This is a genomic window from Streptomyces sp. ITFR-16 (assembly GCF_031844705.1).
Lineage (GTDB): Bacteria > Actinomycetota > Actinomycetes > Streptomycetales > Streptomycetaceae > Streptomyces.
The window spans coordinates 6,523,586-6,547,281 of the sequence record NZ_CP134609.1 but is presented as its reverse complement, the minus strand read 5'-3'; the positions used below and the strand labels follow the sequence as shown (position 1 = coordinate 6,547,281).

Annotated in this window: 21 protein-coding genes and 1 tRNA gene; 9 read left to right on the top strand and 13 right to left on the bottom strand. The window is 72.5% G+C overall.

Annotated elements, in window-relative coordinates; translation table 11 throughout:
• Window positions 1-74: 74 nt before the first annotated feature.
• Entirely contained in the window at window positions 75-1,220 is a 1,146-nt protein-coding gene (locus RLT58_RS29055) for a PAC2 family protein (RefSeq protein ID WP_311313324.1), read from the top strand.
• 66 nt (window positions 1,221-1,286) lie between these two features.
• On the opposite strand, the gene RLT58_RS29050 is transcribed toward RLT58_RS29055, so the two are convergent.
• The 5 genes from RLT58_RS29050 to RLT58_RS29030 form a co-directional block, all read right to left on the bottom strand.
• The gene (locus tag RLT58_RS29050; RefSeq protein ID WP_311313323.1) at window positions 1,287-4,334 is read right to left on the bottom strand and encodes an NPCBM/NEW2 domain-containing protein; all 3,048 of its coding nucleotides are present in this window, start codon (window positions 4,332-4,334) and stop codon (window positions 1,287-1,289) included.
• A gap of 109 nt (window positions 4,335-4,443) precedes the next feature.
• A complete protein-coding gene (gene mshC, locus RLT58_RS29045; RefSeq protein WP_311313322.1) occupies window positions 4,444-5,673 on the bottom strand; it encodes a cysteine--1-D-myo-inosityl 2-amino-2-deoxy-alpha-D-glucopyranoside ligase in 1,230 nt (409 codons plus the stop codon).
• Between the two features lie 148 nt (window positions 5,674-5,821).
• Entirely contained in the window at window positions 5,822-6,661 is an 840-nt protein-coding gene (locus RLT58_RS29040) for an Rv2133c family protein (protein WP_311313321.1), read from the bottom strand.
• On the bottom strand, window positions 6,625-7,215 hold the full coding sequence (locus RLT58_RS29035; protein WP_311313320.1) for an Rv2134c family protein: 591 nt from the start codon (window positions 7,213-7,215) through the stop codon (window positions 6,625-6,627). Before RLT58_RS29035 ends, RLT58_RS29040 begins: the two co-directional genes overlap by 37 nt.
• Before the next feature lie 108 nt (window positions 7,216-7,323).
• Window positions 7,324-8,022: a histidine phosphatase family protein gene (locus tag RLT58_RS29030; RefSeq protein WP_311313319.1), complete on the bottom strand. Its 699-nt coding sequence runs from the start codon at window positions 8,020-8,022 to the stop codon at window positions 7,324-7,326.
• A 59-nt stretch (window positions 8,023-8,081) separates the two neighbouring features.
• On the opposite strand from RLT58_RS29030, the gene corA reads away from it, so the two are divergent.
• The gene (corA, locus tag RLT58_RS29025; protein WP_311313318.1) at window positions 8,082-9,086 is read left to right on the top strand and encodes a magnesium/cobalt transporter CorA; all 1,005 of its coding nucleotides are present in this window, start codon (window positions 8,082-8,084) and stop codon (window positions 9,084-9,086) included.
• A 33-nt stretch (window positions 9,087-9,119) separates the two neighbouring features.
• Here the strand turns inward: corA and RLT58_RS29020 are convergent, their stop codons facing one another.
• On the bottom strand, window positions 9,120-9,908 hold the full coding sequence (locus RLT58_RS29020) for a ferritin-like domain-containing protein (protein ID WP_311313317.1): 789 nt from the start codon (window positions 9,906-9,908) through the stop codon (window positions 9,120-9,122).
• 242 nt (window positions 9,909-10,150) lie between these two features.
• Window positions 10,151-11,200: an LLM class F420-dependent oxidoreductase gene (locus RLT58_RS29015; RefSeq protein ID WP_311313316.1), complete on the bottom strand. Its 1,050-nt coding sequence runs from the start codon at window positions 11,198-11,200 to the stop codon at window positions 10,151-10,153.
• A gap of 140 nt (window positions 11,201-11,340) precedes the next feature.
• Between RLT58_RS29015 and RLT58_RS29010 the strand changes: the two genes are divergently transcribed.
• Together RLT58_RS29010 and RLT58_RS29005 are read left to right on the top strand one after the other, a co-directional pair.
• Complete coding sequence (locus RLT58_RS29010) at window positions 11,341-12,324, top strand: aldo/keto reductase (RefSeq protein ID WP_311313315.1); 984 nt, start codon at window positions 11,341-11,343, stop codon at window positions 12,322-12,324.
• Window positions 12,321-14,555, top strand: coding sequence for a helix-hairpin-helix domain-containing protein (locus RLT58_RS29005; protein WP_311313314.1), 2,235 nt, complete (start codon window positions 12,321-12,323; stop codon window positions 14,553-14,555). Before RLT58_RS29010 ends, RLT58_RS29005 begins: the two co-directional genes overlap by 4 nt.
• Before the next feature lie 90 nt (window positions 14,556-14,645).
• On the opposite strand, the gene RLT58_RS29000 is transcribed toward RLT58_RS29005, so the two are convergent.
• Window positions 14,646-15,305, bottom strand: coding sequence for a hypothetical protein (locus tag RLT58_RS29000; protein WP_311313313.1), 660 nt, complete (start codon window positions 15,303-15,305; stop codon window positions 14,646-14,648).
• A 47-nt stretch (window positions 15,306-15,352) separates the two neighbouring features.
• On the opposite strand from RLT58_RS29000, the gene RLT58_RS28995 reads away from it, so the two are divergent.
• Window positions 15,353-15,541: a DUF5703 family protein gene (locus tag RLT58_RS28995; RefSeq protein WP_136328229.1), complete on the top strand. Its 189-nt coding sequence runs from the start codon at window positions 15,353-15,355 to the stop codon at window positions 15,539-15,541.
• Between the two features lie 59 nt (window positions 15,542-15,600).
• Here RLT58_RS28995 and RLT58_RS28990 read toward each other — a convergent pair whose 3' ends face one another.
• From RLT58_RS28990 to RLT58_RS28980, 3 genes are all read right to left on the bottom strand, one after another.
• Window positions 15,601-16,383 (bottom strand): chaplin, encoded by a 783-nt coding sequence (locus RLT58_RS28990; RefSeq protein ID WP_311313312.1) that lies wholly within the window; start codon window positions 16,381-16,383, stop codon window positions 15,601-15,603.
• Between the two features lie 137 nt (window positions 16,384-16,520).
• Window positions 16,521-16,754 carry a chaplin ChpH gene (chpH, locus tag RLT58_RS28985; protein ID WP_123528131.1) on the bottom strand — a complete coding sequence of 78 codons (234 nt, stop codon included), beginning with the start codon at window positions 16,752-16,754 and terminating at the stop codon, window positions 16,521-16,523.
• Window positions 16,755-16,897: 143 nt separating this feature from the next.
• Complete coding sequence (locus RLT58_RS28980) at window positions 16,898-18,232, bottom strand: M20/M25/M40 family metallo-hydrolase (RefSeq protein ID WP_311313311.1); 1,335 nt, start codon at window positions 18,230-18,232, stop codon at window positions 16,898-16,900.
• 183 nt (window positions 18,233-18,415) lie between these two features.
• Between RLT58_RS28980 and RLT58_RS28975 the strand changes: the two genes are divergently transcribed.
• From RLT58_RS28975 to RLT58_RS28960, 4 genes are all read left to right on the top strand, one after another.
• Window positions 18,416-18,503: transfer RNA gene (locus RLT58_RS28975), tRNA-Leu, on the top strand.
• Between the two features lie 102 nt (window positions 18,504-18,605).
• Window positions 18,606-19,712 (top strand): hypothetical protein, encoded by a 1,107-nt coding sequence (locus RLT58_RS28970; RefSeq protein ID WP_311313310.1) that lies wholly within the window; start codon window positions 18,606-18,608, stop codon window positions 19,710-19,712.
• Entirely contained in the window at window positions 19,709-20,929 is a 1,221-nt protein-coding gene (locus tag RLT58_RS28965) for a hypothetical protein (RefSeq protein ID WP_311313309.1), read from the top strand. Before RLT58_RS28970 ends, RLT58_RS28965 begins: the two co-directional genes overlap by 4 nt.
• 81 nt (window positions 20,930-21,010) lie before the next feature.
• Window positions 21,011-21,946, top strand: coding sequence for a pseudouridine synthase (locus tag RLT58_RS28960; protein WP_311313308.1), 936 nt, complete (start codon window positions 21,011-21,013; stop codon window positions 21,944-21,946).
• Between the two features lie 9 nt (window positions 21,947-21,955).
• Here the strand turns inward: RLT58_RS28960 and RLT58_RS28955 are convergent, their stop codons facing one another.
• Both RLT58_RS28955 and RLT58_RS28950 read right to left on the bottom strand, forming a co-directional pair.
• On the bottom strand, window positions 21,956-22,585 hold the full coding sequence (locus tag RLT58_RS28955; RefSeq protein WP_311313307.1) for an MBL fold metallo-hydrolase: 630 nt from the start codon (window positions 22,583-22,585) through the stop codon (window positions 21,956-21,958).
• Entirely contained in the window at window positions 22,585-23,670 is a 1,086-nt protein-coding gene (locus RLT58_RS28950; RefSeq protein ID WP_311313306.1) for an S-(hydroxymethyl)mycothiol dehydrogenase, read from the bottom strand. The genes RLT58_RS28955 and RLT58_RS28950 overlap by 1 nt, the downstream gene beginning before the upstream one ends.
• Between the last annotated feature and the right edge of the window lie 26 nt (window positions 23,671-23,696).

Below are 23,696 nucleotides of genomic sequence, written 5' to 3'. Positions count from 1 at the left end.
CGAGGACGGCGGCGCGGGTGGCCGGAAGCCGTAAGGTTGTTCCGTACGCAAGGGAACTTCGGAAGGAGGCCTGGGTGATCGAGCTCGAGGGGGTTCCCGAGCTGATCGACCCGGTCATGGTGGCCGCGTTCGAGGGGTGGAACGACGCAGGTGATGCCGCCTCCACGGCGGTCGCGCACCTGGACCGGGAGTGGAAGGGCGAGGTGTTCGCGGCGCTGGACGCCGAGGACTACTACGACTTCCAGGTCAACCGCCCGACCGTCTTTCTGGACGGCGGGGTGCGCAAGATCACCTGGCCGACCACCCGGCTCTCCGTGGTCCGCATCGGCGGCGACAAGCCCCGCGACCTCGTCCTGGTCCGGGGCATCGAACCGTCCATGCGCTGGCGCTCGTTCTGCAACGAGATCCTGGGCTTCGCCCATGAGCTGGGCGTCGAGATGGTCGTGGTGCTCGGTGCGCTGCTCGGCGACACCCCGCACACCCGTCCGGTGCCGGTCAGCGGGGTCACGTCCGATCCGGACCTGGCGCGGACCATGGACCTGGAGGAGACCAGGTACGAGGGGCCGACCGGCATCGTCGGCATCCTCCAGGAGGCGTGCACGCACGCCGGCGTGCCCGCGGTGAGCCTGTGGGCGGCGGTGCCGCACTATGTGTCGCAGCCGCCCAACCCGAAGGCCACGCTGGCGCTGCTGAACCGTCTGGAGGACCTCATCGGGCTGCGCATCCCGCTGGGCGAACTCCCCGAGGACGCCCGCGCCTGGCAGCTGGGGGTGGATCAACTGGCCGCCGAGGACAGCGAGGTGGCGGAGTACGTGCAGACGCTGGAGGAGGCCCGGGACACCGCGGAGCTTCCGGAGGCGAGCGGCGAGGCCATCGCCCGCGAGTTCGAACGCTATCTGCGGCGCCGGGACCCCGGCCCCGGCGGACCGCCCGGCGGTCATGCGACGGAGGGCGGCGACGGCACGTATCTGCGGGACACGTCGAGCGGCCGCACCAGGCCGCCGAAGCCGATCCGCCCGGAGACCGGGCCGGGGCCGGTGAGCGGTCCCGGGGGCGGGGCCGGGACCGGTCCGGACACCGGCGGCAGCGGCCCGGCGGAAGCATCCGACGGCCCGCAGGACGGCGGCGCGCAGGATGCCGGCCCACAGGACGGCGGCGCGCAGGAGGACGGCCCCGGCAACGGCCCGGACGCCGGCCCCGACCGGCCGTCCGAGGACTGACCCGGGCAGCGCGGAGCCGGGCGGGTACGCACCCGCCCGGCTCCCCTGTCGCCGTACCGCCGTCACTCAGGAACAGACGAAGCGCGCCGCGCCCCAGTCCCCGTGGTCACCGGTCTTGGACCCGTTGGTGTCCGTGACCTTGAGGCGCACATGCCGCGCCCCGGTGACGTCCACATCGACCGGTACGGTCTCCGATGCCCCGGTCACCTTCGGCGAGGTCCACAGCACCTTGCCGTCAGCCTCGACGGAGAACGCCACCTCGCCGTAGCCGTCGATCTCGTCGTCGATCCCGGCGTCCGCGGTGAACTTCGCGCACTGTCCGCCGAGATAGACCTCGATGTCGGAGTCGGCGTGGGTGCCGATCCCCTTCTCGTACACCTTCCCGGCCAGGGTGAGCGGATGGCCGTCGGCCGCGCCCGACTCGCCGTTGCTGCGGTCGCGTTCCGCCGGTCCGTAGCCGTTGGCCGAGGTCAGCCACTCAAGATCGCTCGCCCACACCTCGCCCGAGGGCGGTGCCGGCATGACGGATGCGGCGAACCGCTGGGCGGCCGTGCGGGACTCGCCCGCCGACCGGTAGCGCGCGAGGGCGGTGACCCTCGCCTCGCCCGCCTTGGCGTCCTCGGCCGGGGTGACCCGGACCTCGACCCGCCGGGTGGTGCCCGCCGGGATCCGGTCGACGGTCTTCGCCGGGGTGACCTGCCAGCCCTCGGGGACGTCGAGGGTGAGCGCGGCGCCCGTCACATCGGCCTTGCCGGCGGTCACGTCGACGGCCACCGTGCTCGCGGTGCCCGCGCCGGTCTCCTGGCCCTGCGGCACCGACAGCGAGGCCGTCGCGGACGCGTTCCGCCCGCCGACCGCGCTGGTGTCCTCCAGCTTCAGGGAGAACTTCTTGCCCGTGGACAGCGGGGCGGTCTTGATCTTCACCACGCCGCCCCGGTCGTCGCGGTCGTACCACCAGCCCTGCTTCGCCTTCGCGTAGGCGGCGGCCGAGCCGAGCCGGGGCAGCTTGCCGGCCAGCTTCACCGCGCCGGGCTCGGAGCCGGTGTGCACGGTGAACTCGTACGGCCGGGTGCTCTGCTTGCCCGTGAACTTCCCCTTGCTCTCACCGATGTTCACGGTGATGTCGCCCGCGCCCTCCGCCGGAGCACGCACGTCGGCGGTCTGGGTGGCGTATGCGCCGTCGCGGTGCTCGCGGGTCACGCCGTCGTCCTCGTACAGCGTGAACGACGACGTGCCCTGCGGGTAGATGTCCCAGGCCAGCGGGGAGCCGGCCGTGCGGTCCTTGTACGAGCGGATGCCCGGCCACATCGGCACACTGGCGCCGCCCTTGACGAACAGCGGCAGGGTGTCGAGCGGGGCGCTGTAGCCGTCGACGGTCGTCGGCCCCTGGTAGGTGCGCCCGGTCCAGTAGTCGGTCCAGGTGCCCTTGGGCAGGTAGATGCCGTCGCGCTCGGTGCTGTCCTGGTAGACCGGGGCGACGAGGAAGTCCTCGCCCGACATGAACTCGTACTTCGCCGCGTCCGTAGCCGCCTTCGGGTCGTCCGGGTACTCCAGGGCCAGCGGACGGACCATGCCGACCCCGGTCTCGGTCGCCTCGTGCGCGTAGGAGTACTGGTAGGGCAGCAGCGACTCCTTGAGCTTGAGGTAGTCGCGGTTGATCGAGGTGTACGGCTCGCCGTAGCGGAAGGGCTGCTTGTCGCTGGCCGCCCAGCCGTCCATGGTCATCGTGGTCCCGAGGAACATCTTCCACTGCAGGTCACGGGTGTACGTCTTGGCGCTGCCGCCGAAGATGCCGTCGACGTCACCCGTGGTGTAGGCGAGGCCGGACATCGTGGCGCCCGCGTAGGTCGGGATCTGCCAGCGGATGTACTCCCAGCTTCCGGACTGGTCGCCGGACCACTGGACACCGCAGCGCTGCGCGCCCGACCAGCTCTCGGGGGCGTAGGTGAAGCCGCGCGCGTCGCTGTTGTCCTCGATGCCCTTGTACGCGTCCTTGCAGCCGTCCAGGGCGAACTTGTAGCCGTCGCCGACCCAGGCCACGTCCAGCTTGGCGACGCGCTGGCCCGCCCTGACCTGGTCACCGATCTTGTCGATGCCGTCCTCGGTCCACAGGCCCAGCTCCATGTCGCGGTCCTGGAGGCCCTTCGCGGTCTCCGCGAGGTCCTCGTAGCCGCAGCCGTAACCGTCGTTGACGAGCATCCAGCCGTTCGGCATGTCGTTCTCGACGTAGCCGTTGGCGACCTTCAGCGCGTCCAGGGTGCGGCGCTCACCCCGGTTGGCGTTGTGCAGGTAGCAGTCGGAGTCGCCCATCTCCAGGCCGTACACCGGCGGCAGAAACGGCTTCCCGGTGAGCTTCGTGTACTGGCCTATGACGTCCTTGGCGCTGTCGCCCGCGAAGTAGTAGGCGTCGAAGCGCTGTTCCTGCTCGGTGGTGGTCACCGGGTCGGTGAAGGCGTAGGTCCCGGGGGCGAAGGTGTTGCGGAAGACGCCGTAGCCGGCCGAGGAGAGGTAGAACGGCACCGAGTTGGGGTGGCCGCCGTCGTTCCAGTTGTAGTCGACGCCGACCTCGACGGTCTTGTCGCGGTGCGAGGTGTTGCCCCGCCCGTTCTGCATCCCGGCGCCGTAGAACTGCTCGTCGGCGCCGCGCGCCAGGGTCTGGGTGGTCTTGTCCGCGTCCCAGCTCAGCCCCTTCGCCTCGGACCACACCCGGCTGCCGTCGGCCCGGTACAGGGCGAACCGCAGGGGCGACTTGTACACACGCAGCGTGACGCTTCCGGTGGACAGGTCGTAGCGGTCGGCGCGCTCCTTCCAGCGGGTGCGGGGCGGCTTGCCCTGCGGCAGGACGATGGCGTCGCCCGCCGGGTCCTGGAAGGTGCCGTCCGGGGCGAGTTCGATACGGAACGTCTCCTCGGACACAAAGCTGACGCGGGCCTTCGCGGCCCCGGCCGTCAGCCGGTAGACGGGCCCGTCGGCCGAGAAGCCGGTGAGGTCGCCGACGGTCGTGCCGGCGGGGGCCGGGTCGGCCGCGCGGGCGCTGCCCGGTCCCGTGAGGACGGCGAGCAGTCCCAGCAGCGCTGCAACTACTGCCGATCTGATGCGCGTTGATGATTGCATAGAGCGCTTTTAGCGCAGCATCGAGCATTTGACCATGGACAAAACGGAACCGGCCCCGAACTTCATCAAGAAGTTCGGGGCCGGTGAACGGGCGTAATACGGCGGGCGGTTACAGCGCGACACCCAGCAGGGCATCGACGGTGCGCGAGACGAGTCCCGGCGCCCCCTCGTCCGTGCCGCCCTCGGCGGTCTGCCGCTCGGCCCAGCGGTCGACGGCGGCCAGCGCGGCCGGGGCGTCCAGATCGTCGGCGAGGGCCGCGCGGACCTCCTCGACCAGCGCGTCGGCGGACAGCCCGTCGGGGCGCGAGACGGCGGCGCGCCAGCGGGCGAGCCGGGCCACGGCATCGGCGAGGATCTGGTCGGTCCACTCCCAGTCGGAGCGGTAGTGGTGCGAGAGCAGGGCGAGCCGGATCGCCGCCGGGTCCACGCCGTCGCGGCGCAGCGTCGAGACGAAGACCAGGTTGCCCCTCGACTTGGACATCTTCTCGCCGTCCAGGCCGACCATCCCGGCGTGCACGTACGCCTGGGCGAACGGGTGCTCGCCGGTCAGTACCTGGGCGTGCGAGGCGCCCATCTCGTGGTGCGGGAAGGCGAGGTCGGAGCCGCCGCCCTGGATGTCGAAGCCCATGCCGAGGTGGTCCAGGGCGATGGCGACGCACTCGATGTGCCAGCCGGGCCGGCCGGCCCCGAGCGAGCCCCCGTCCCAGCTCGGCTCGCCCTCGCGGGCGGCCATCCAGAGCATCGGGTCCAGGGGGTTCTTCTTGCCGGGGCGCTCCGGGTCGCCGCCGCGCTCGGCGGACAGCAGGCGCATCGCCTCGGCGTCGAGGTTGGAGACCTCGCCGAAGTGCGGGTCGGTGTCGACGGAGAAGTACACATCGCCGTCGAGGTCGTAGGCGGCGCCCGCGTCCCGGAGCCGTTCGACGAGCGGCACAATGCCGGGTATCGCCTCGACGGCTCCGATGTAGTGCTGCGGCGGGAGCATGCGCAGGGCGGTCATGTCCTCGCGGAACAGGGCCGTCTCGCGCTCGGCGAGCTCGGTCCAGTCCTGTCCGTCGCGCACGGCCCGCTCCAGGAGCGGGTCGTCCACGTCCGTCACGTTCTGGACGTAGTGAACCTGCCGCTTGGTGTCGAGCCACACGCGCTGAACGAGGTCGAACGCGTTGTAGGTCGCCGCATGACCCATATGGGTCGCGTCGTACGGCGTGATGCCGCAGACATAGATGCGGGCGACGGGACCGGGGTCAAGGGTGATCCGTCCGCCGGTCGCGGTGTCGTGGATCCGAAGGTCGCGGCCCTTGCCAGGCAGGGCGGGGACCTCAGAAGCGGGCCAGGCATGCATGTCACGAGCGTAACCGGACGCGGCTTCCGGATACGAACCGGAGGGGGCATCCTGACCGAAGAGGCACTCTTGCGCCGGAACCGGGAACATGCATCCCCCGAAACCCCGCCGGTGGGGCGGGGCTCACGGGGCGCCCGCCGGGGCCGGATCAGACCGGTGGCCACGGGATGGCCGGCCATTCTCCGCTCGGCTCCCGGTGCCGCCCGGTGGTGCGCAGAGCGGCCACCCGGGCCCGCAGGGCCTCGATCTCGGCCGCCGTGACGAGTTCCCCCAGCCGGGTGACGAGCCCGGCGCCGGGCTCCAGCTCCCCGGCCAGCCGGTCCAGTACGGCGACGGCCTCGGCCGTCAGGGGCTCGCCCGCCCAGCCCCACAGCAGGGTGCGCAGCTTGTCGTCCGCGTTGAAGGTCACACCGTGGTCGATGCCGTAGAGCCGGCCGCCCGGCGCGGGCAGCAGGTGCCCGCCCTTGCGGTCGCCGTTGTTGATCACCGCGTCGAGGACGGCGAGCCGCCGCAGCCGGGGATCGTCCGCGTGCACCAGCAGCGCGGTCCTGCCCTCCCCCACCTCGGCGAAGGCCACGGCCTTCCAGCCCTCGCCGGGCTCCTCGTCCTCGACGAGCGCGAGCAGCCCCGGATCGTCCTCGCCCTGCGGCTCCGCCTCGATCCACAGCTGGCACATGCCCTGGCCGTAGGGACCGTCCCGCAGCACGGTCGGCGGGACCAGGCCCCAGCCCGTCGCCTCGGAGACCTCGTAGGCCGCCACCTCGCGCTGGGCGAGCGTGCCGTCGGGGAAGTCCCACAGCGGCTGTTCGCCGGCCACCGGCTTGTAGACGCAGTGCGTCTCCTCGCCCTCGTACGCGACCGAGCAGTAGAGCACCGCGTTGGACGCGCCCCGGACCTGGCCGAGGACGGTGAGCCGCCCCTTGGCCAGCAGGGTGACCAGCTCGGCGTCGGTCAGGCGCCCCGGCGGTATCCGTTCTGGCGCGGGCATACGTGTCCTTCCGGGTCGAGCGGCAGGCTGCACAGGGGGCACGGCGGGCGGCCCGCGTTCACGACGTCCAGGGCGCGCTTGGCGAAGGCGCGGGCCTGTGCGCCGCTGAGCCGGACCCGGAGCATCGGCGGGCCGTTCTCCTCGTCCTGGAGCAGCCGCTCCTCGGCCTCGGCGAGGTCCTCGACGGAGTCCGCGTCCAGTTCGACCAGGGCCTGCGCCTCGACGATCATGCGCTGTTCCTCGCCGTCCCAGGCGAGCGCCATCGTGCCGACCCGGAACTCCTCCTCGACGGGGATGTCGAGCGGAGCGGTGTCGGTGACGTCCATCGGGGCGACCGCGGGCACCGGGGAGTTCCCGCCGGTACGCCGCACCACCTCGTCCAGCAGTTCGTCGACCCGCTCGGCGAGCGCGGCGACTTGGGTCTTCTCCAGGGCCACGCTGGTGACACGTCCGCCTGAGGAAGCCTGCAGGAAGAACGTACGACGTCCAGGCAGCCCGACCGTACCGGCCACGAAACGGTCCGGGGGGTCGTAGAGGAACACCTGACGGGACACGTCCTGTCTCCCTTGAGAATTGACGGCAGATGAGGGTCGGCCGGGGCCCCGCGGAAGAGTTCTCCCGCGCGGGTGCCTACGGCGCGTCCACCCTACTGCGCGCGGAGATCACGGCGAGCCCGCGCCGCCCCCGACCGCCGCGTCCGGCGCCGCGTCCGCGTCCGGTCCCGGCTCGCGGGGCGCGAGGCCCGCGAGGTCCCCCGTGTCGCCGAGACGGAGCAGATAGGGGCGCAGCCGGGTGTAGCGGATCGCGGTGACCGAGCAGGGGTCGGCCTGGACGCGCTGGAAGAGGTCCAGATGCAGGCCGAGGGCGTCGGCGACCAGGGACTTGATGATGTCGCCGTGCGAACACATCACGTACACGGCGTGCTCGCCGTGCTCGGCCTCGATCCGGGCGTTCCAGTCCCGTACCGCGTCGACGGCGCGTGCCTGCATCGCGCGCATGGACTCGCCGCCGGGGAACGCCGCGGCGGAGGGGTGCTGCTGCACGACCGTCATCAGCGGCTCGTCGGTGAGTTCGGCGAGCTTGCGCCCCGACCAGTCGCCGTAGTCGCACTCGCTGATCCGCTCCTCGGTGTGCAGCGGGAGCTCCGGGCGGGCTTCCAGCAGCGGCCCGAGGGTCTCGCGGCAGCGTTGCAGGGGGCTGCTGACGGCGGCGGCGAGCGGCAGTGCGGCCAGCCGGCCGGGGAGGGCGGCGGCCTGCTCGGCGCCGCGCTCGTCGAGTGCGACACCGGGGGTGCGGCCCGCGAGCACCCCGGACGTGTTGGCGGTGGAGCGTCCATGGCGTACGAGGATCAGGGTGGGCATGGGGCCCAGGGTAGGCCGACGTCGCGGCAAAGGTGCGCCGGGGACCGGAGCAGGGAAGAATGCGCGCCGTGATTGTGGACTGCGCCATCTACCGCGACGGACGCCGCACCGACGGCCCCGCCGATTTCTCCGATGCCCTGGACGAGGCGCGGGCCGCCGGTGACGCCTTCCTCTGGATCGGCCTGCACGAGCCGACCGAGAAGGAGTTCGACATGGTCAGCAGCGAGTTCGGGCTGCATCCGCTGGCCGTGGAGGACGCGCTGGCCGCGCACCAGCGGCCGAAGCTGGAGGTCTACGACGACTCCCTGTTCGCGGTGATCAAACCGATCGTGTACGACCACGAGAAGGACACGGTCACCGCGGACGAGCTGATGGTGTTCATCGGCGACTCGTTCGTGGTGACGGTCCGGCACGGCGAGGGGGCGCCGCTGGCGGCGGTGCGCCGCAGGCTGGAGGCCGAGACCGATGTGCTCAAGCACGGGCCCACCGCCGTCCTGTACGCGATCAGCGACGCGATCGTGGACCACTACATAGATGTCGCGGGCGAGCTCCAGGTCGACCTGGAGGAGCTGGAGACGCAGGTGTTCGCGCCGAGCGGCAGCGGCGACTCCAAGAACACCAAGAACACCGCCGCCCGCATCTACACCTTCAAGCGGCAGGTGCTGGAGTTCCGCCGGGCGACGGTCCCGCTGACCGTGCCGATGGCCCGGCTGGCGAGCGCGGGCGTGCCGTTCGTCCATGAGCACGCGCAGCCGTTCTTCCGGGACGTACAGGACCATCTGACCCGTGCCAACGAGCAGGTGGAGGGGCTGGACCGGCTGCTCTCGGACATCCTGTCCGCGCATCTCGCGCAGATGGGGGTGCGGCAGAACGACGACATGCGCAAGATCTCCGCGTGGGCGGCGATGGCGGCGGTGCCGACCATGGTCGCGGGGATCTACGGGATGAACTTCGACCACATGCCGGAGCTGCGCTGGGTCTGGGCCTATCCGGCGGTCGTGCTGCTGATGGCGGGCGCGGTCGTCGGCCTGTACCGCCAGTTCAAGCGGCGCGGCTGGCTCTGACCGGCCCGGGCCCCGGGCCGGCCTCCCTGGGGCTCAGGCGAACTCGGGTGCCGGTACGGCCGGTCCGCCCAGCGCGTCGCGCCGCTCGGGCGGTGCGAGGCTGACCATCCGCCGCCAGCCGCCCAGCCGCTCGTACGCGTAGACGGCGTGGATCCCCGCCGCCAGCACGGCGGCCTTCGCCCGGGGCCAGCCGAGGACACGGCCCATGTGGTCCATCACGGCGAGGCTGACATCGCGGTAGACCCGGATCTCGGCGAGCGCACACTCGCGCAGGATGCGCTGGATCGTCCGGCCGTGTCCCGCCCGGGCGAACCGCAGCAGCTCCTCGTGGCAGTAGGCGAGGTGGTTGTCCTCGTCGTTCGAGATCATCTTCACCGCGCGGCCCAGGTCGGGGTGGTCGGCGAAGTACTTGCGCAGCAGCTGCATCTGCTCGGACGCGCGCTGCTCGGTGACCCGGCTGTGTGCCAGGTACGTGATGATGTCGCGCTCGGTGAGCGGTTCCTCGCGCCCCAGCTGTTCATGGGCGAGGCCGATGCCGTGGCGCTCCAGCAGCATCGTGTAGTCGGTCTCGTGCGGGACCTCGACCGGGGACAGTCCGCGCTTCTTGAGCAGGGCGTTGAAGATCCGCCCGTGCTTGTCCTCGTCGGCGCCGTGCCGGGCGATCTTGGGGGCCAGCGCCTGCTGGCTCGCGGGCACGAGCGCCGCGATCCGCCCGTTCTCCCAGCCGCCCTGGGACTCCCCGCTGGCCGCGATGGAGCAGAACAGCCGGAACGACTCGTCGTCGTCGAGAATCTCCTGGAACAGGTTCTTTGCCGAGAGCATCACTGCCACCTCCGTGCCGGCATCCGCCGAGGGCCAGTCAAATGCGCCCTGCCCCGGGCGGCAACACGAGCGGCCCCCGTGCTGGTCCGAACGGGGGCCGCCGCAGGGCCCGGACCAGCACGGGGAACCGTTTTTGCACGGCCCCCGTAACCCCGTCGCCGCACCCGCGTTGTTCCGCGTGACGGCCGTGGCGGGGAGGACCCCCCGAGCCCCCACCACGGCCGTGGTGACCTCCGGAGCGGCTAGCCGAGCCCGGCCAGCTCCAGCGCGTCCGTACCGGCCCGCAGGGCGGCGATCCGCTCGTCGAGCGTGAAGCCTGCCGGGGCCAGGGTCAGGGTGGTGACGCCGACGGCCGCGTAGGCCTGCATCCGCTCGGCGATCCGCTCCACCGAACCCAGCAGCGTGGTCTGGTCGATCAGCTGGTGCGGTACGGCGGCGGCCGCGCCGCTCTTGTCGCCGGAGAGGTACTTCTCCTGGATCTCGGCGGCTTCCTTCTCGTAGCCCATCCGCTGCGCGAGCTGGTTGTAGAAGTTCTGCTTGGGGCTGCCCATGCCGCCGACGTACAGGGCGGTGTAGGGCCGGAACATGTCGGCGAGGCCCTTGACGTCGTCGCCGACGGCCAGCGGCACGGTCGGGCAGACGTCGAAGCCCTCCATGGTCTTGCCGGCCTTCTCACGGCCCGCCCGCAGGTGCTTGACCGCGGTGTCCTCCAGGTGCTCGGCCGAGGGGAAGATCAGCAGGGCGCCGTCGGCGATCTCGCCGGTCTGCTCCAGGTTCTTCGGCCCGATCGCGGCGATGTAGAGCGGGATGTGCTCACGCTCCGGGTGGACGGTCAGCTTGAGCGCCTTGCCCGGTCCGTCCGGCAGCGGCAGCGTCCAGTGCTGCCCCTCGTACGACAGGCGCTCGCGGGTCATCGCCTTGCGGACGATGTCGACGTACTCCCGGGTGCGGGCGAGCGGCTTGTCGAACTTGACGCCGTACCAGCCCTCGGAGACCTGCGGACCCGACACCCCGAGGCCGAGCCGGAACCGGCCGCCGGACAGGGAGTCGAGCGTGGCCGCGGTCATCGCCGTCATCGCGGGCTGGCGCGCCGGGATCTGCAGGATCGCGGAGCCGACGTCGATGGACTCGGTCTGCGCGGCCACCCAGGCCAGCACGGTCGGCGCGTCGGAGCCGTACGCCTCGGCCGCCCAGCAGACGTCGTAGCCGAGCCGGTCGGCCTCCTGCGCGACGGCGAGGTTGTCGCCGTCCATTCCCGCGCCCCAGTAACCGAGATTGATGCCGAGCCGCATAGCCGCTCCCCTTACTGATCAGTAACGTCCCTGTGTCCCGGACTCTAGCGCGCGGGAATCGACGGCGACAGGGGCCACCCGGGGGCCGGTTGTCCCCGGGCCTGCGCCCGGTGGGGCCCTGGCCAGTAATCTCAGCGCCCATGGAGCAGAGGCATCTCGGCCGCACCGGCCTTCGAGTGTCCCGGATCGGGCTCGGCACCCTCACCTGGGGCCGGGACACCGACGAGCACGACGCTGCCGAGCAGCTGAAGGCCTTCTGGGAGGTGGGCGGCACCCTCGTCGACACCGCCGATGTGTACGGCGGCGGGGAGGCCGAGTGCCTGCTCGGGCGGCTGATCGAGGGGCTGGTGCCCCGGCGCGACCTGGTCGTCGCGACCAAGGCGGGCAGCGTGGCCGATCCCTTCCGCCGGTTCAACGGCTCGCGCGGCCATCTGCTGGCCGCCCTGGACGCCTCGCTGGCCCGGCTCGGCACGGACTACGTCGACCTGTGGCAGGTGCACGCCTTCGACCCCGCGACCCCGCTGGACGAGACGCTCCAGGCACTGGACCTGGCGGTGTCCTCGGGCCGCGCGCGGTACGCGGGGGTGGCCGGATTCTGCGGCTGGCAGCTGGCCAAGGCCGCCACCTGGCAGCTCGCGTCACCGGGGGTGCGGACCCGGCTGGCCAGTACGCAGATGGAGTACTCGCTGCTGCAGCGGGGCGTGGAGCGCGAGGTGCTGCCGGCCGCGCTGGACCTCGGTGTGGGGCTGCTGCCCTCGTCGCCGCTGGGCCGGGGCGTGCTGACCGGCAAGTACCGCACGGGCACCCCGGCCGACTCGCGCGGCGCGTCCGAGCTGCTGGCCCCCTTCGTCGAGCCGTATCTCGACGACGCGGCGAGCCGCATCGTGGACGCCGTGGCGACAGCGGCCGACGGACTGGCCACCACCGCGCTCCAGGTGGCCCTCGCCTGGGTGCGGGACCGGCCGGGTGTGGTGGCCCCGATCGTCGGCGCGCGCAACGCGCGGCAGCTGGAGGAGGCATTGTCAGTGGAGGCGCTTAGTCTTCCTGACGAGATCTGCCAGGCGCTCGACGATGTGTCGGCGCCCGTGCACCGCTATCCCGACCAGGACTGGAGCACGCTGTGACTGCGCTTCCCCGGGAGGAATCCCCCGGCCCCTCGGCCACCGACGACGGCGTCGTCGCGGACGAGCCCGCCACCGCGCCCGCACCCGCCGACGAGGCCGGGAACGGCGAAGCGGAGACGGCCGACGCGGAGACGGGCGACGCGCCCGAGGGGGGCTCCGAGGGGACGGACGCGCCCGCCGCCGAGGCCGCCGCCCCGGAGCTCTCCGAGGCCGAGGCCGAGCTGGCCGCCCAGCGCGAGCTGCGTGAGCGGATCGAGAAGCGCAAGGCCGAGAAGGAGGGCCCCATCCCGGCCGGTACGAAGCTGAGCGGCCCCGCAGCCGATCTGCTGGCCGCCGTACGGGCCGTGGAGAGCGGCGAGAAGCCCGCCGCGGCCTTCTTCGACTCCCCCGCACCCTCCCCGGCCCGCCGCACCGTCCCGGCCCCCGCACCGGCCCGTGAGCGGGCCCCGGAGCCCCGGCGCACCGAGCCGGGCGCATCGCCCGAGGCCGTCGCCGCCGTGACGGCCCTGCTCACCGAGGGCGGGGCCCCCGAGGCCCTCGCGCCACCCGCCGCCGTCACACTCGGCGCCCAGGCCGCCGAGGTGCTGCGCGAGGACCCCTGGCAGCTGCTGGCGCTCCCCGGCGTCGGCCCCGAACAGGCCGACGGCTTCGCCCGCGCGCTGCTGGGCGCCGGCTGCGGCCCGGACGACGAGCGGCGCACCGCCGCCCTGGTCGGCTGGCTGCTGGAGCGCGCCGCCCTCCGGGGCCACACCGCGCTGGACGCGGACCAGGTGCGCGCATCGCTCGCCGGGCGCGCGGTGAGCGATCCCGACGCCGCCGTGCAGCACGCCGTCGCCGAAGGCGTCGTCCTGGTCTTCCAGGACGGCCCGGAGCACCAGGAGAGCGGCGACACGGACGAGGACCCGGCCGAGGCGGACGCGGACGCGGAGCCTCAGGAGGCCGCGGAGCCCGTACAGGTGCTGCTGGGCCTCGACCGGTACGCCCTGGCCGAGGAGAGCCTCGCCGACGGGCTGGCCCGGCTGGTCAACGCCTGCGAGAAGGACGCGGACTGGTCGGACGCGGCGTCCGCCGCGCCCTCCCCGTCGGCCGCCGAGCTGATCCGTGCCGTCGCGGCCCACGGCCTGGTCGCGCACACGGGCGGCGAGGCTGCGCGGGCCGAACCCGCCGCGCTGATCGCCGCGGCGAGCGGCCTCGGCCTGCGCGCCCTGGGCGCCGCGCACAGCGCGGACGGCCGAGAGCGGCTGGCGGCGCAGACGGGCGACCCGGCCTCGGTCGTCACGCTCGCCGGGCTGCTGTCCGGCGCCGAGGGCCCCGGACGCGACGGGGAGGGGGCGCTCGCGCTCGATCTGCTCGTCGTGCTGGACGCCCCGCAGCTGGACGTCGAGACCGGCGCGATGCTGGTGGAGTCCCTGGCCGACGGCACGCGCCTGGTGCTCAGCGGGGACCCGGGCGTGCTGGGCTCGGCGGGCGCCGGGCGGGTGTTCGGCGATGTGCTGGCCGCCCGCGCCTGCCCGCAGACCGTCTCCCGCACCCCGGACCCCGGCCCCATCGGCGAGTTGGTCTCGGGGATCGGCATCGGGGAGCTGAACCAGGTGGCGGCGCCCGGCAAGGAGGTCGTCATCGTCCCCGTGCGCGACGCGGGCGAGGCGGTGCACCGCACGGTGCAGCTCGTCGCCGACTCGGTGCCGCGCGCCCTCGGGGTGCCCTCGTCCGACACCCAGGTCATCACCGTCGGCCACGGCGGTTCGGCGGGCACCCGGGCGCTGAACGAGGCGCTCAAGCAGCGGCTCAACCCCGGTCCCGGGCGCTTCGGCGGCTTCGATCCCGGGGACCGGGTCGCCCATGTGCCCGCGCCGGGCAGGACCGTGCCCGGGGTGGTCGTCTCGGCCGACGCGGAGGGCCTGCACCTGGACTGCGCGGGAACCCCGGTCGTCGTACCGCAGGACCGGGTGGCGGCCTCCGTGCGGCACGCCTGGGCGCTCAGTGCCCACCAGGCGGCCGGGATGCGGTGGCCGGCGGCGGTCGTCGTGCTGCCCGGGGACGCGGCGCAGGGGCTGAGCCGTGCATGGGTCTACACCGCCTTCGGCCGGGGCGAGCGGCATCTGTCCGTGGTGCACGGCGTCGACCAGGCCCTGCCGCGCGCGGTGGCCGAGGTGCCCGCCCAGGAGCGCACCACCCGGCTGCGCACCCTGCTGGAGGCGTCCCAGGCCTCCCAGGCCTCCCAGGTGTGACGGGAGCGACAGAGACCGACGAAAAACCGGCGCAGGGGCCCGGCGGACGCGTGACGCGTCCGCCGGGCCCCTCCGCCGTGGGCGCTGCGCTCAGATGGTGCCCCGGACCGGGCCGTCCAGCTCCTCGTCGAGATCGTCCTCGTCGAAGACGGCGCTGACGTCGAAGCGGCAGACCACCAGCTGCGGATCGGCGTCGTCGAACGGGGCGGCGAGCCACTCCCCGGGCTCCGGCAGCTCCTCCGCCGCCGCGACCCAGAGCGTGGAGTCGCCCTCCTCCAGACCGAATTCCGTGTGCCGGGAGGCGATCTCGTCCGCCTCGTACTCCCCGAAGAGCACCCCCAGCGCCGCGTGGACGCTGTTGCCGACCACCGCCGCGCTCCGGTCGCCGCGCTCGTCCGGGTCCACGTCGACGAGCCGCTGCGCCTGGGCGAGCAGCCGCTGGGGCTCCACCACCGCGTAGTCGCGGCGGATCAGCACGCTGAGGGCGTTCGGCTCCTCCGGGCCGTTGTAGGGCGGCAGGGAGTCCGCCGATCCCGGGATCTCGAAGGGGGTGACCTCGTCATGGCGGTCGTAGAGGAGTTCGTCGTAGACCTCCGCCGCAGCGGCCAGTGCGTTGAACGCGTCGTAGACAGCGGGGTCGTCGTCCCCCGACCGGCGTTCGACCGCCGCGAGGTGGTGGTCGATCGCGGCTTTGACCGCATCGGCGGCGGCGCGTACCTCGGCAGCGGTGGGCTGCGCAGCATCAGACATAGGGCAGACGCTATCCGTACCGGGGCTCTGCCCGCACAATAGATGCGATGCCGGAATACGAATTTGTCGACGTGTACGTGCCGCGCGGGGTGTCCCGGAAGGAGACAGCCCGCCTGTTGACCGACCATGCCGAGTACGGGCACTGGGAGTTGGACCGACTGACGCTGCGCCTGGACGGCAGCCGCCGGGTGCGGCTGCGGCGGCGGATCATCCGCCAGCTCCGGGCCACCTGGTGAGACGGAGCGGGCCCCGCTCCCGCGGGGCCCGCTCCCTTCGCCGTGCTTGCCGTGCGCCGTTAGGCGGCGGCCCTGGCGCGGCGGTACAGCACCGTGCCCGCGCCTGCCAGCAGCAGGCCGGCGCTCGCCGGGATGAGCAGGTCGAGCCCGCCCGCTCCGGTGTGCGCGAGCTGCGGGGCGTGGGGCACCGTCTGCGGCTCGGGCGTGTTCGGGACGTGGTGCGGCGGGGCCGGCGGGGTCACGTGGCGGACCGGGGGTTCCGGAACGGCCGGCGGCGGCGTGCTGTCGTTCTCGCACGTGTTGCCGAACGTGGGGTTCAGCAGCCCGACGATGTCGATGCTGTTGCCGCAGGCGTTCACCGGGATGTCGATGGGCGCCTGGACCTGGTTGCCCGAGAGCAGACCGGGCGAGCCGTGGGTGGTGCCCTGCGCGGTCGCCCCGCCCCCGTTGCCGCTGTCGGCGCGGTGCCTGCCCGTGCCCGGCTGTGCGCCCTGGCCGCGGTCGTCCGCCGCGCGGCTGCCGATGGAGCGGCTGCCGGAGGCGTGGCCGCCCTGCGACCCCGCCGTCGAACCGTGCTGACCGGCGGTCGCGCCGCCGCCCGAGACGTTGGCGCACCCGTTGCCGAACGTGGGGTTCAGCAGTCCGACGACGCTCACGGAGTTGCCGCAGGCGTTGACCGGCACGTCGATCGGGATCTGTACCGAATTCCCTGAAAGCACCCCCGGGGAATTCGATGCGCCGCCGGACGCTCCCGCGTCGGCGTGCGCGTAACCGCCACTGAGCGCGAGCACGCCGCCCGCAGCCGCCATGGTGATCAGGCCTTTACGCGTGACCTGTCGCATAGGTGTTTCCTGCCTTCTAACCTTCCGGAATACCCCCGGACTTGACCGTGCGGAGGCAAAGGACCCGTCGGCCCCGGGGCGCATGGAGCGCGCTCCGGGGCCGACCGGGCTCAAACCCTTACGGGTTGACGCACACGTCAGGCGTTGACGCAGGTGTTGCCGAAGGCCGGGTTCAGCAGCCCGATCACGGAGATCGTGTTGCCGCACACGTTCACGGGAACGTGGACGGGAACCTGGACGACGTTGCCCGAGAGCACGCCGGGGCTGCCGATGGCGGCACCCTGGGCGCCCGAGTCGGCGACGGCCATGCCGGCGCCCGCGAGCACCAGACCACCGGTGACAGCCGCAGCGGCGACGATCTTCTTGATCATTATTCCTCCTAGTTGGCAAGTGCGGTCCCAGCCGCGGACCGCACCACCTGTAACGAGGAGGAAGTAATCGGGCTACGAGCAGAACACCCCTTTCACTCGTTCCGGTTATATGCGTACACCCTGGCGAATATTTCGCGGACTGGTCAGCTGTGGTCGATGAAACGGTCGAGGACCCGGGCGCCGAACTTCAGCCCCTCCACCGGCACCCGCTCGTCCACGCCGTGGAACATGCCGGCGAAGTCCAGCTCCGGCGGGAGCTTCAGCGGGGCGAAGCCGAAGCAGCGGATGCCCAGGTCGTCGAAGGACTTGGCGTCCGTACCGCCGGAGAGCATGTACGGGACCGCGCGGGCGATCGGGTCCTCCGCCTTGAGCGCGATCTGCATCGCGTCCACCAGCGAGCCGTCGAAGTCGGTCTCCAGCGCCTTGTCCCCGTGCACGTCCTCGCGCTTGACGCGCGGGCCGAGGATCCGGTCGAGGTCGGCCAGGAACTCCTGCTCGTACCCCGGCAGGAACCGTCCGTCCACATGGGCGGTGGCCTGCCCGGGGATCACGTTCACCTTGTAGCCCGCGCCCAGCATGGTGGGGGCGGCGGAGTTGCGGAGGGTGGCGCCGACCATCTTGGCGATGCCGCCGAGCTTGGCCAGCGTGGCGTCCATGTCCTCCGGGTCCAACGGGGTGCCGAGCGCGTCGGACAGTTCGTCCAGGAAGGAGCGCACCGTCTTGGTCACCCGCACCGGCCAGGTGTGCCGGCCGAGCCGCCCGACCGCCTCGCACAGCTCGGTGATCGCGTTGTCGTCGTTGGTCATGGAGCCGTGGCCAGCCGTGCCGTCCACGGTGAGCCGCATCCAGTGCATGCCCTTCTGGGCCGTCTCGACGAGGTAGAGCCGCAGGTTCTCGTTGACCGTGAAGGAGAAGCCGCCGACCTCGCCGATCGCCTCGGTGACGCCCTCGAAGAGGTCCGGGTGCTTGTCGACGAGATACCGGGCGCCGTACGTGCCGCCGGCCTCCTCGTCCGCGAGGAAGGCGAGCACGATGTCGCGCGGGGGCTTGCGGCCGCTGCGCATGCGGTCGCGCACGACCGCCAGGGTCATCGCGTCCATGTCCTTCATGTCGACCGCGCCCCGGCCCCACACGCAGCCGTCCGCGATCTCCCCGGAGAACGGGTGGTGCGTCCAGTCGTGGGCGTTCGCCGGGACGACGTCGGTGTGGCCGTGGATCAGCAGGGCCGGCTTGGAGGGGTCCTCGCCCTCGATCCGCGCCACCGTGGAGGCCCGGCCCTTGTGGGACTCGAAGATCTGCGGCTCCAGCCCGACCTCCGCGAGCTTCTCGGCGACGTACTCGGCGGCCGCGCGCTCACCCGGTCCCGAGTGGTCCCCGTAGTTGCTGGTGTCGATCCGGATCAGGTCACGACAGAGGTCCACCACCTCATTCTCGGCGGTCTCACCCGAGCCGGTCCGGGCCGCATTGGTCTCGCTCACGCTGGTTCCTTCCACTGTCGCTGTGGTGCTCCCCCTCATCCTCCCGCGCCCCGGCCGCACACCCAAGGGCGCCCGCCCTCCGTCATGTGCCCTTCACACGGAACCGGGCGTGATCGAGCACCCTCCAATGTTTGCTATGGTTTTCCACGTCGGAACGGGCCGGGCCCGCGAGACAGACACCTTGTCCGGGTGGCGGAATGGCAGACGCGCTAGCTTGAGGTGCTAGTGCCCTTTATCGGGCGTGGGGGTTCAAGTCCCCCCTCGGACACCAACCAGCCCCACGGTCCTTCGCGGACCGTGGGGCTGTGTCGTTTGCGCGTTTCCACCCCCTGCCCGCTCCTGGGCGGCCGCACCGTAGCATCGGCGTTTTGCGGTGATCTTCGCGTTCGGCAAGGGGGATGTCATGGGCAGGGGTGGCAGGCGAGGGACCAAGGTCCTCGCGGGGGTGGTCGCCGGGGCGGTGCTCGCCTCCGGCATCGGGCTCTGGGCGACGGACAGTTGGCCCTTCCGCGACAGCTACTGCTGGGGCGCGTGGGAGCAGAACAGCGGCGCGGCGTTCCTCGGCGACGGGGCGCTCGGCAAGTCGGGCTCGGAGCGGAAGGCCACCGCCTCCGCGCCGCCCTTGTCCGGCCGGCCGCACGCCACCTGCACACTGGCCGTGACCTCGACGGTCGAGGACGACGACTCGGACCAGCCGCTCACCTTCCATGAGCAGGTCACCCTGGAGTACGGCCCCGTCCCCGCCGGGGCGAAGGAGCGCCGGGCCTGGATAGCGCACTACTTCCACGGCTCCGCCTCTCCCCTGCCGGACGGGCTCGACGGGCTGGTCGCCCGCGACCGGGCCATGCTGGTCCTGCCCGGGGCGTGCGACGCGGACGGCAGGCCCGCCGCCGTGACGCTGCGCAGCGAGAGCACGGGCGACGGTCATCTCGGCAAGGTCGCCATGCCCTTCTCGATCGGCACCCTCGACGATGTCGCCCAGATGCTGCTGGACGCCGCCAACACCACGATGGAGAAGGCCGGTTGCGCGCCCGGCGGGAAGCCGCTGCACACGTTCTCGCCGATGGTGACGGTGGCGGAGGACCATGAGTCGGCCGGGTCGCCGCTGTGCCGGATACCGGGGATGGACTTCGACTTCGGCAAGGGCTCGCGGTACGAGGAGCAGGTGGGCGCGGTCACCGACCGGCTCCAGACCTGTTCGGTGGTGTGGCGGACGCTGCGGATGCCCGACGAGCCGTCGGCCCAGTATGTGATGGCGCGTCAATCGCGCCTGGTGGCACTGTTCGAGGGACTTCCGGAGGGATCGGCCCAGGGGCTGCTGCGCAGGAGCTGCGATGGCCGGCCGACGGTGTTCTACGGGCACACCGAGACGGGGATGAAGGACCGGGGCCGCCCCGACGACCAGCGGGTGTTCGAGCGGTTCGCCGAGTCCGTGGGCAAGCGCATCGGCTGCGGCAGCGGAAAGGGTGGGGACGCGTGAGCGAGGAGAACCCCGTGCCGGACGCCGGGAACGAGAGCCCGAACGACGCGGAGGCCGCGGTCCCGGCGAACGAGGCCGCCGTCCCCGCAAGCCCCGCCCCCGAGGAGGACCGGCCGTCGTTCCTGCGCCGGCTGCTGCGCAGCCGTACCACCCGGGCCGTCGCCGCGGCGGCCGTGGCCGGGGCGCTCCTCGGGGCCGGCACCGTGGCCTGGCGCACGGACACGCTTCCCCTGCTCGGGCCCTCGCCCTGCTGGGACTCGCTCGGTTCCGGCACCATGGACGAGCTCTTCGGCGACCGCAGGACCGAGGTCGAGGAGCAGTCCCTGCGCACCGACCCGCAGGGCGACGGGCTGTCGTACGGCCAGTGCCGCATCACCAGTTACAAGGACGACCGGGCCATGCGCCAGGTGACGGTGAACGTGCACCGGCTGGACGGTCTGCGGGGCACCGACGCACGGAAGTGGCCGCAGGAGTTCCTGGCCGCCGGGATGGTGTCGCTCGGCGACGGGCTGCCCGGGATGGCCTCCGGTTCGCGTGCCTGGATAGCGCTGCCGCAGAGCTGCACGGGCCGCGACGAGTTCACCGGGCCCACCGTGGTGGACATCGGCATGGGTCTCGCGGGCCTCGACATCTCGTCGGAGTACGAGCGGGAGGACCGGTCCGCGCTGACCGGCGCGGTCGTGGAGACGGCCAACGGTGTCATCCGGGAGCTCGGCTGCTCGGGCACCTACACCGCCCCGCGCACGCTGCCCGCCCCCGTGGACTGGAAGGACGCCGAGGCGGACGCCTTCTGCGGCATCGAGGGGTTCACCCTGCCCGGCGCGCACCGCAAGGACCTCTCGCACGTCCGTATCGGCGGCGAGGGCGGACCGGCCCGGGTCTGCGAGGCCGGCGGCAGCTACCGGGAAGCGGTCGTGCGGCTGACGACGGTGACCGATCCGGCGCTGTCCGAGATCTACTCCTCGGACGCCCTGCGCACGGGCGAGCCGGTCAAGAGCGCGCCGGGCCCGGGGTACGGGTACGGGAAGCTGGCGGGGAACCGGGCCGTGTTCCGGGCCGTCTGCCAGACCGGTCCGGTGGTCTTCGTGGTGGAGCAGCTGCGCGGGACGGAGAAGGGCTCCTTCTCGCTCAGCCGCGACCTTCTGCCGGGTTACGCGTCGGCGGAGGCCGAACGGATCGGCTGCGGACCGCTGAAGCTGAAGCTGCCCGGGGCCTGAGGAGCGCGCCGGGCGGTGCCCGCTGTGGAAGGATGCCCGGATCATGAGCACCAGCATTCCGGGTCCGGCCGGCGGGCCCCGATGAGGGGCCGGGCGAAGCCGCCGCCGTCGCCCCTTCCGCAGCGCGACGGGGTCGATCCCGTGCGGGTGCGGCTGCCGGAGGACCCGCAGGGGCGGTGGCCGACGGTCCGCGACCATCTGCTGGAGCGGTTCGCCGGGGCGATCGGCGCGGACCGGGTCGACGCTCTGCTCGACGGGGGCCGGTTCGTCTCGGTGCGGGGCCCGGTCTGCGGCGACGAGCCGTACACACCCGGCCGCCACCTCTGGTTCCACCGGGACTTCGCGCCGGAGGAGCCGGTGCCCTTCCCGGTCGGTGTGGTCCACCGGGACGAGCATCTGGTCGTCGCGGACAAGCCGCACTTCCTGGCGACGACGCCGCGCGGCCGGCACATCACGCAGACGGCGGTGGCCCGGCTCCGCCGTGAGCTGGGGCTCGTCCACCTCCAGCCGGCGCACCGGCTGGACCGGCTGACGGCGGGGCTCGTGCTGTTCGTGGTGCGGCCCGAGGAGCGGGGCGCGTACCAGACGCTGTTCCGGGACCGGCTGGTGCGCAAGGAGTACGAGGCGGTGGCGCCGTACGACGCCGGTCTCGTCCTGCCGCGTACGGTGCGCAGCCGCATCGTGAAGGAGCGCGGGGTGATCGCCGCGCGTGAGGAGCCGGGCGAGCCGAACAGCGAGAGCCGGATCGAGCTGCTGGCGCACCGGGAGGGGCTCGGCCGCTACCGGCTGCTGCCCGCCACCGGGCGGACGCATCAGCTGCGGGTCCATATGAACAGCCTGGGGCTGCCGCTGGTGCACGACCCGGTCTATCCGGTGGTGGCGCCGGACGCCGCGCCCGACGGCTTCTCCCGTCCGCTGCAGCTCCTGGCCCGGGTGCTGGAGTTCACCGATCCGGTCACGGGAGAGCCGCACCGCTTCGAGAGCGGGCTGCGGCTCTCCGCGTGGCCGCGGGGGTGAGCACGGCCGTCAGTGGCCGCGGCTGATCCACTCGTCCAGGTGCGGGGCCTCCGCGCCGATGGTCGTCGAGTCGCCGTGACCGGTGCGGACGGTGGTGGCGGGGTCCAGCGTGAGCAGCCGGTCCCTGATCGAGCCGACGATCGTCGGGAAGTGCGAGAAGGAACGTCCGGTGGCGCCGGGGCCGCCCTGGAAGAGCGTGTCACCGGTGAAGACGGTCGACAGCTCGGGGGCGTACAGGCAGACGGCTCCCGGGGCGTGGCCTGGGGTGTGCAGGACGGTGAGCGTCACGCCCGCGACCTGGATCTCCTGGCCGTCGGCCAGTTCGCCGTCGGGGGCGCGGTCGGGGTGGGTCTGCTTCCACAGCGGCAGGTCGTCGGGGTGGAGCAGGACCGGTGCGCCGGTCGCGGCGGCGAGCGCCGGAGCGGCGTCGATGTGGTCGTTGTGGGCGTGGGTGCAGATGATGGCGCGGAGCGTGCGGCCGCCGAGCGCGGTCTCGATGGCGGCGGCGTCGTGGGCGGCGTCGATGACGACCGCCTCGGTGTCGTCGCCGACGATCCAGACGTTGTTGTCGACGTCCCACTCGCCGCCGTCGAGGGCGAAGGTGCCGGAGGTGACGAGGTGGTCGATGCGGGCGGCCATCACAGGACCACCACCGAGCGCAGGACGTCGCCGTCGTGCATCCGGGCGAAGGCCTGCTCGACGTCGCCGAGTCCGATGGTCTCGGTGACGAAAGCGCCGAGGTCGATGCGGCCCTGCTGGTGCAGGTCGATCAGCATCGGGAAGTCGCGCGAGGGCAGACAGTCGCCGTACCAGGACGACTTGAGCGAGCCGCCGCGGCCGAAGACGTCCAGCAGCGGGAGTTCGAGCTGCATCTCGGGGGTGGGGACGCCGACGAGGACGACGGTGCCGGCGAGGTCGCGGGCGTAGAAGGCCTGCTTGTACGTCTCCGGGTGGCCGACCGCCTCGATGACGACGTCGGCGCCGTTGCCGCCGGTGAGCGAGCGGATGGCCTCGACGGGGTCGGTGGAGCGGGAGTTGACGGTGTGGGTGGCGCCCATCGTCTTCGCCGTCTGAAGCTTTCGGTCGTCGATGTCGACGGCGATGATCTTCGCCGCGCCGGCCAGCCGGGCGCCGGCGATCGCGGCGTCGCCGACGCCGCCGCAGCCGATGACCGCGACACAGTCACCGCGGCCGACCTGGCCGGTGTTGATGGCGGCGCCGATGCCCGCCATGACGCCGCAGCCGAGGAGTCCGGCGACGGCCGGGGAGACCTCGGGGTCGACCTTGGTGCACTGTCCGGCGGCGACGAGGGTCTTCTCGGCGAAGGCGCCGATGCCGAGGGCCGGGGAGAGCTCGGTGCCGTCCAGCAGGGTCATCTTCTGCTTCGCGTTGTGGGTGTCGAAGCAGTACCAGGGGCGGCCGCGCAGACAGGCGCGGCACTGGCCGCACACCGCACGCCAGTTGAGGACGACGAAGTCGCCCGGCGCCACGTCGGTGACGCCGTCGCCGACGGACTCCACGACGCCCGCGGCCTCGTGGCCGAGGAGGAAGGGGAAGTCGTCGTTGATTCCGCCCTGCTTGTAGTGCAGGTCGGTGTGGCAGACGCCGCAGGCCTGGATCCTGACCACGGCCTCACCGGGGCCGGGGTCCGGAATCACGATGGTCTCGACGCGTACCGGCTCGTTCTTGCCCGGTGCGATGACCCCTTGCACGTGCTGCGCCATTCCCGTGGACTCCCTTTCCCGACGTT

Bases quoted from the DNA above. Each gene is read 5' to 3' on its own strand.
- RLT58_RS29050 (WP_311313323.1), bottom strand. From the start codon at position 4,334: ATGCAATCATCAACGCGCATCAGATCGGCAGTAGTTGCAGCGCTGCTG.
- mshC (WP_311313322.1), bottom strand. From the start codon at position 5,673: ATGCATGCCTGGCCCGCTTCTGAGGTCCCCGCCCTGCCTGGCAAGGGC.
- RLT58_RS29040 (WP_311313321.1), bottom strand. From the start codon at position 6,661: ATGCCCGCGCCAGAACGGATACCGCCGGGGCGCCTGACCGACGCCGAG.
- RLT58_RS29030 (WP_311313319.1), bottom strand. From the start codon at position 8,022: ATGCCCACCCTGATCCTCGTACGCCATGGACGCTCCACCGCCAACACG.
- corA (WP_311313318.1), top strand. From the start codon at position 8,082: ATGCGCGCCGTGATTGTGGACTGCGCCATCTACCGCGACGGACGCCGC.
- RLT58_RS29020 (WP_311313317.1), bottom strand. From the start codon at position 9,908: ATGCTCTCGGCAAAGAACCTGTTCCAGGAGATTCTCGACGACGACGAG.
- RLT58_RS29015 (WP_311313316.1), bottom strand. From the start codon at position 11,200: ATGCGGCTCGGCATCAATCTCGGTTACTGGGGCGCGGGAATGGACGGC.
- RLT58_RS29010 (WP_311313315.1), top strand. From the start codon at position 11,341: ATGGAGCAGAGGCATCTCGGCCGCACCGGCCTTCGAGTGTCCCGGATC.
- RLT58_RS29000 (WP_311313313.1), bottom strand. From the start codon at position 15,305: ATGTCTGATGCTGCGCAGCCCACCGCTGCCGAGGTACGCGCCGCCGCC.
- RLT58_RS28995 (WP_136328229.1), top strand. From the start codon at position 15,353: ATGCCGGAATACGAATTTGTCGACGTGTACGTGCCGCGCGGGGTGTCC.
- RLT58_RS28990 (WP_311313312.1), bottom strand. From the start codon at position 16,383: ATGCGACAGGTCACGCGTAAAGGCCTGATCACCATGGCGGCTGCGGGC.
- chpH (WP_123528131.1), bottom strand. From the start codon at position 16,754: ATGATCAAGAAGATCGTCGCCGCTGCGGCTGTCACCGGTGGTCTGGTG.
- RLT58_RS28960 (WP_311313308.1), top strand. From the start codon at position 21,011: ATGAGGGGCCGGGCGAAGCCGCCGCCGTCGCCCCTTCCGCAGCGCGAC.
- RLT58_RS28955 (WP_311313307.1), bottom strand. From the start codon at position 22,585: ATGGCCGCCCGCATCGACCACCTCGTCACCTCCGGCACCTTCGCCCTC.
- RLT58_RS28950 (WP_311313306.1), bottom strand. From the start codon at position 23,670: ATGGCGCAGCACGTGCAAGGGGTCATCGCACCGGGCAAGAACGAGCCG.